We start from the raw sequence: 2,368 nt of genomic DNA, 5'->3' as shown, positions 1-2,368 counted from the left end.
ACCGCAAGCACCCGGGCTGCCCTGGTCACCCCTTTCTGTATTTCGTTCACCCAGTTCTTCCCTTCCACAAAGTCCCACGCCTGGACGAGGACCCGGTAGCCGGCCTCCTCCAGCGCCCACGAGATCCACTCGGCCCATTCCTGGTCCGCGCCGGTGTAACTCACGAAGAAATCGTAGTCATATGCTGGCACCGCATCTCCTGATCTTCGCAGAACCGACGAACCTGCTGATAAGATACGACAATCGTGACGGTCACACGTGCAGCGGGTGTTCGGGAGGATTGCTACTCCTGCGTGCGCAACGTGTCGCTGGACGCTCTGCCGCCGCGGGAGCGGATCCTGCTCGGGCCCGGCTGGCGGGTGGTGCACGCGATCCGTGCCGCGCTGCCCGGCTGGCTGGTGGCCGTCGCGCGCCGGCATGTCACCTCGCCGGCCGAACTGACCGCGGGGGATTCGGCGAATAATAACTTGCCGTCATCGTTCCTTCGCCGGCCGATGGTCGGACTGACAGCGGGATGATCCCAGGTGGTTACCGGAAGACCTCGATGGAGCAGGTGGCGCCGGTGCCACGGGAGAGGCGGGCATCACTGGTGATCAGTGTGCATTCCAGCAGCTCCGCGAGGGCGACGTAGAACGCGTCGTACGCGCTGTAGTTGGCGCGTAGCTGCCATGCCCGCGCAAGGTGCGCGGGCAGCGGCGTGCGCTGAAGGGGCATCCCGGCGAGCAGCGACAGGGCGGCGGAGGCTCGATGCTCGGGGAGTTTGCCGCCGAGTGCCAGCCCGCGCAGGACGGAGAGAACTTCCGCATCGATCAGGCTCGGCGCGCTGAGGATTTCGCCCCTCAGCCGCTCGCGTGCCGCATCGGCTGAGGGGCTCTTTTCGACAAGGACTTTGACGAGGACGCCGGCGTCGACAACGATCAACGTGCGGACCGTCCGCGGTCCAGTTCGGCGAGGATGTCCTCGGTGGTCACAGACTCCACCGCGTTGGCCCGCGCACTGTCCAGGATCTCCTCGATGGCGGGCTGTTGGGCGTCGTGGACCAGCTTGGCCAGCAGGTACTCCTGCAGGGACTGTCGAGCGTGCAGGGCGCGCTGTTTGTACGTCAGGTACACCTGGTCGGGGATGTTCCTGACCTGGATCGTCGCCATGGTATCATGGTAGCGCATATGCGCTCCAGCAGCGCTTGATGTGTCCGGCCGAAGCCCGCATCGGCTTCACGGCGCATCGCTCGGTGTGGAATCCAGGAAGCCGCTTATGCTGCTGCCCGCCTGAGAAGCAGTCGTGGGATCCCAGCAGATGATCTTTATCTTGTGGCCGGTCACGGCCACCGTCATCTCACCCAGACGGCCAGTGGCGAGATCGGTCCGTCCCATGTCCTTGGCGAAGGGCGCACCGACGGGTTCGGCCGTCTCGGCGTCCCAGCACTGCCCGCCGTGGTGGTAGCCGGCGCTCACCACGACGGGCCGGCCGTGCAGTTCGGCGGTCGCGAGCGCGGGGGCGGACGACGAGACCGGCAGGGGAGGCCCAAACTGGCCTCCGGTGGATACGTCCCAACGGCGGATCACACCCGAGCGGTGGCTCGTCCACACGACATGACGCCCACCGGAGACCCGGGTGACGACCACGGATTCCGCACCGGTCGCCTGGACAGCGGACGTCTGAGTGCCGTCGTCCCGTACGGTGACCGCACCGTCGGCGAGGCCGGCCGCGATACAAGCACGGCCCCGGATGCGGCCGATCCACACCGCTCCGATTTCCGCTGGCCAGAAATACTCGCCGATCTGTTGCCCGGTGCTCAGGTCCTATACGGTGGCGGCGTTCACATGGGCCATGACGACCACCGGACGGCCGGCGAGATACACGCCTCCCACACCGACCGGGTGGGTAACGGCCCGAGCAGAGTGTGGATCATGTCTTCCGGATCCGCGGACTCGTCGAGCGCGTCGATGACGACCAGCTTCGCTTCCGGGATCTGATCGAGGCCGGCCAGCAGCGTCCTTGTGCCGAGTGTCCGTACGTCGCAGGGAGGCAGCCCGGCCGTGTGCAGGATCCCGTCGGCGATCTCGGTGGTTGTACGCCCTCGGGCCTGGATGAACAGCGCCACGCAGCCGTCCGGCGGACGGATCGCGCTCGGCGATTCCAGGTTGCCGCGGCGGACAGGATCGGCGAGGGCGTCGAACCGGGCGAGCACCGACGTCTTCCCGGAGCCCGGGCCACCGGTGACGATCCGGGTGACCGGATCGTCGGCCAGTTCCGACGTCCACCGCGCCAACGCGCTGAGGGTCTTGTCGCGTCCTTCGAAGGCGTGCAGGCCCTGGTTCTGTCTGTAGTCGTCGAGCAGGACGCCGCGCGCATTGGGCCGCACGGA

Annotated in this window: 5 protein-coding genes and 1 pseudogene; 1 reads left to right on the top strand and 5 read right to left on the bottom strand. The window is 67.1% G+C overall.

All coding sequences use genetic code 11. From position 1 onward, the window contains the following. On the bottom strand, positions 1–191 hold a 191-nt coding region (locus NBW84_RS17710; RefSeq protein WP_250285845.1), incomplete at its 3' end, for a toll/interleukin-1 receptor domain-containing protein. A gap of 54 nt (positions 192–245) precedes the next feature. Here NBW84_RS17710 and NBW84_RS24480 point away from each other — a divergent pair. Then, complete coding sequence (locus tag NBW84_RS24480; protein WP_445548753.1) at positions 246–518, top strand: hypothetical protein; 273 nt, start codon at positions 246–248, stop codon at positions 516–518. Between the two features lie 10 nt (positions 519–528). Here the strand turns inward: NBW84_RS24480 and NBW84_RS17700 are convergent, their stop codons facing one another. The 4 genes and pseudogenes from NBW84_RS17700 to NBW84_RS17685 all read right to left on the bottom strand — a co-directional run. After that, positions 529–921, bottom strand: a complete 393-nt coding sequence (locus tag NBW84_RS17700) for a type II toxin-antitoxin system VapC family toxin (RefSeq protein ID WP_250285844.1) — start codon at positions 919–921, stop codon at positions 529–531. Continuing rightward, positions 918–1,166, bottom strand: a complete 249-nt coding sequence (locus NBW84_RS17695) for a hypothetical protein (protein WP_250285843.1) — start codon at positions 1,164–1,166, stop codon at positions 918–920. The genes NBW84_RS17700 and NBW84_RS17695 overlap by 4 nt, the downstream gene beginning before the upstream one ends. A 48-nt stretch (positions 1,167–1,214) precedes the next feature. Continuing rightward, on the bottom strand, positions 1,215–1,745 hold the full coding sequence (locus NBW84_RS17690) for a hypothetical protein (RefSeq protein WP_250285842.1): 531 nt from the start codon (positions 1,743–1,745) through the stop codon (positions 1,215–1,217). A gap of 74 nt (positions 1,746–1,819) precedes the next feature. Continuing rightward, a pseudogene (locus tag NBW84_RS17685) lies at positions 1,820–2,368 on the bottom strand (ATP-binding protein); the annotation flags it as partial.

Source organism: Protofrankia sp. CiP1_Cm_nod2, assembly GCF_920664355.1.
GTDB lineage: Bacteria > Actinomycetota > Actinomycetes > Frankiales > Frankiaceae > Protofrankia.
Note: the sequence above shows the minus strand (reverse complement) of the source record. Positions and strands in the feature narration are given on the sequence as shown.

Excerpts from the sequence above, each read along its gene's own strand:
- NBW84_RS17695 (WP_250285843.1), bottom strand. The coding sequence starts at position 1,166 with ATGCGCTACCATGATACCATGGCGACGATCCAGGTCAGGAACATCCCC.